Source organism: Halolamina salina, from assembly GCF_042678005.1.
Lineage (GTDB): Archaea > Halobacteriota > Halobacteria > Halobacteriales > Haloferacaceae > Halolamina > Halolamina salina.
In genome coordinates this window covers 1-3,447 of sequence record NZ_JBHUDH010000079.1, presented here as the reverse complement: position 1 = coordinate 3,447, position 3,447 = coordinate 1, and the positions used below count along the sequence as shown (strand labels likewise).

The 3,447-nt window shown below is 71.0% G+C and carries 2 protein-coding genes; one reads left to right on the top strand and one right to left on the bottom strand.

The window, feature by feature from the left end; all coding sequences use genetic code 11:
- On the bottom strand, positions 1-1,966 hold a 1,966-nt coding region (locus ACFR9S_RS08145), incomplete at its 3' end, for a hypothetical protein (RefSeq protein WP_379818395.1).
- 54 nt (positions 1,967-2,020) lie between these two features.
- Between ACFR9S_RS08145 and gpmI the strand changes: the two genes are divergently transcribed.
- The coding region (gene gpmI, locus ACFR9S_RS08140; protein WP_379818394.1) for a 2,3-bisphosphoglycerate-independent phosphoglycerate mutase at positions 2,021-3,447 on the top strand (1,427 nt) is incomplete at its 3' end.

Below are 3,447 nucleotides of genomic sequence, written 5' to 3'. Positions count from 1 at the left end.
GTCCCCCGGCGTTCTCGTACGCGGCCGCGACGACGCTTGCCACCCGCTCGTCGTCGATGTTCTGCCCGGTGGGGACGTCGTCGATATCCTCGTCGTCCCGCAGTGCTGCGGTCTGTAGCCGGGTCTCCACGAGGAACCGGAGCAGGAAGTCAGTCAGCGCGACCTTCCCCGTCTCGATCCCGGCGAGATCGATCGCGTCGTCGTCGGGGTTCGGGTTGACCCGGCGCGCCCCCTGTGCCCCCGACTCGTCGCGGATCGCCGCGGTGTAGGCGCCCTCCCGGTGGACGTAGATCCCGAACCGCCCGTCCTCCCCCGGCGGGCGGCCGTCGTACACCTGTCCGGCGAAGTCGTCCTCGAACGCAACCGACTCGAGCGTCCCCGGCGCCTCCCCGCGAACCTTAACGGCGTCCTCGTTGGCACTCATCGGGATCTCTCCCTCGACCCCGGCGCGGGTCGTGCCGCCCTCGTGGGTCAGTTTCTCGCTGTAGGGCGCCATCCCCGCGCCGTTGACGGTGAGCTGGTGCTCACCCGCCTCGGGGTTCTCGACGGCGAGCACGCCCGAGAACGAGGGGACCGCCTCCGGATCGCTCTCAAGCAGCGCGACGGTCTCGATCGAGGGCGCGAGCAGCGCGACGCCGTTGCTCCCCGGGGCGTCGTCGGCGCCGGTGGCCTCCCGGACGGCCCCGAGGATACGGCTCACGTCGCCGCCGGCCTCGATCGGCTCGTAGCGGTCGGCCAGCGCCGCCCGGTGTTGGGGGTCGCTGATGTCGGTCGCCGGGTTCTCGAACCGGGGCTGGCTCCACGGCACGCCGACGGTGGTGAGGTGGCCCGAGACGGCGTCCTCGACGAACTTCGGGACGGTGAAGCTGAAGCTCAACTGCGGGCCGGTGAACGCGTCGATCTGCCGGAGTTCCTCGGTATCGATCAGCTCGTATCGGGCGTCCGCGTCGGCGGCCGTGTCAGCACGGGCGTCCGGGACGAACGCCACGTCGCCCTCGCGCTTGGGGATGTCCTCGGGCGGGCTCGCCAGTTCGCCGTACGAGTCGACGGTGAGCTCGTCCGGGACCAGATCCCCGGGGCTGACGTTCGGCAGTCGGTCGTGTTCGGGGAGTCGATCGCCGTCGTACTCCGGGATCGCGTAGGGGAGCACCAGTCCCTCGTCCCGCGGGAGCCCGTACGCGAGCGGGAGCGACGCCTCGCCGGAGATCACCTCGACCGGATCGTTGCTGATGTCGGGCGCGAGCCCGTCGACGGCGGTGCGCTGGAACGTCGTCGGCCGGGCGTTCACCCCGAGCGTGCTGGAGTGGGAGCCGACCTCACTGATGATCGACGCCCGCGCCACGTCGGGGTCGAGGTGCTCGTTGTTCGGCACCTTCCGGGAGTGGGCTGAGGCGACGAACAGCACCGGCTCGCCCGTGTCGGACACCGACTGGTCGGTGCCGGAGGTCGTCGACTCGGTTCCCGAGGCTGTCGCCGTGCCGTCCGCCGACCGGTCGACGAACACGTGTAACACCTCCCAGTCGTGCCAGTGGAAGTTCGTCGAGAACTGATCGAACGCGGAGTAGACCCAGAACTGCACGCAGGACAGCGACGAGTCCGGGTAGTCGACGGCGTGGTAGAACACCGTCGGGTTAGGGTAGTCCGTCTCGCGGCCGTCCGCGGTGTAGCCGTCGAGCGCGTCGAACCCGTCGACGATCGTCTCGCCGTCGCGCTCGGTCGTGTACTCACGGGGGTCCGTCGCGGGCCACTGCTCGCGCGCGCCGTAGTACAGCGTCGGCGCGTGAGCCTCGGCCAGCCGGCGGGACTCCTCGGGACCGATCGCGTCGGTGTCGGCTGGCTGGCCGCCGGTGAACAGGTACGCGCCCCCGGCCGCCGCACCGCTGCCGGCGAGGAGGGCGAGCAGGCGGCGTCTGCCGAGGCTGTCGAGATCCACGGTCGTTGGCTCCGGTTCCGCGCGGACGGGCATGTGTCTTTGGCTGCCACCGAAGGCGTGATACGCCGGCCAGCCCACCGCTTCCGCATGGACGCAGCACTCGTGGTTCTCGACGGCTGGGGGCTCGCGCCCGACGATCAGGCCGGCCGGGACGCCGTCGGCGCGGCGGCGACGCCGAACTTCGACGCGCTCCGCGAGGCGGGGGCGTTCGGGACGATGACCGCCCACGGGCGCCGGGTCGGCCTGCCCGAGGGACAGATGGGCAACAGCGAGGTCGGCCACACCCACCTCGGCGCCGGCCGCGTGGTCAAGCAGCCCTACACCCGGATCAACGACGCCATCGCGGCGGACGAACTGGGCGAGATCGACGCGATCAGCGACGCGTTCGAGTACGCTGCCGACCACGACGGCCGAGTCCACTTTGCGGGGCTGGTCAGCGACGGCGGCGTCCACTCGGATCAAGCCCACCTCCACGCGCTGCTCGAACTCGCGGCCGAACGCGGCGAGGCCGCCGTCACCCACGCGTTCACCGACGGGCGGGACACGCCGCCGAAAAGCGGCGTCGAGTACCTCACCGAACTTCAGCGGGTGATCGACGAGCACGGAACCGGCCACGTCGCCACCGTCACGGGCCGGTACTACGCGATGGACCGTGACCACAACTGGGAGCGGACCCGGGAGACGTACGACGCGATCGTAAATCGGAAAGCGCGATACGAAACTGGGTCCGCGGTCGCCGCAGTCGAGGAAAGCTACGAGCGCGGCGAGACAGACGAGTTCGTCGAGCCGACGCTGGTTTCGGAAGGACCAGCGCTGGAGGACGGCGATTCGGTGATCGCGTTCAACTTCCGGGCCGACCGCACCCGACAGCTCTGTCGGCTTCTCGGCGGCGTGAACACCGACGGCTGGCCGTTCGAGCTCGACCGCCCGGAGACCCGGCTGACGACGATGACGCGCTACGAGGAGACGTACCCGTTCCCCGTGGCGTTCCCGCCGAACGACCCCGATCGGACGCTCGGGGAGCTGTGGGCCGAGAGCGGGCGGACGCAGCTGCGGGTCGCCGAGAGCGAGAAGGAGCCTCACGTCACCTACTTCTTCAACGGCGGGCGGGAGTCGCCGTTCGACGGGGAGCGGCGCCGCATCGTCGCCTCGCCGGACGTGGCGACGTACGATCTCCAGCCCGAGATGTCCGCGGCGGAGGTGACCGACGCGGCGGTCGCGGCGATCGCCGACGACGAGCGCCACCCCGACGCGCTGGTGCTCAACTACGCCAACCCGGACATGGTGGGCCACACTGGCGACTTCGACGCCGCTGTCGAGGCCGTCGAGGCGGTGGACCGGGAACTCGGTCGGCTCGCCGACGCGGTCGCCGAGGCGGGCGCGCACCTGCTCGTGACCGCCGACCACGGCAACGCCGACGACATGGGGACGCCGGAGTCGCCCCACACCGCCCACACGTTCAACCCCGTCCCGCTGATCTACGTCTCGCCCGACGGCGACGCCGACGGGCGGTC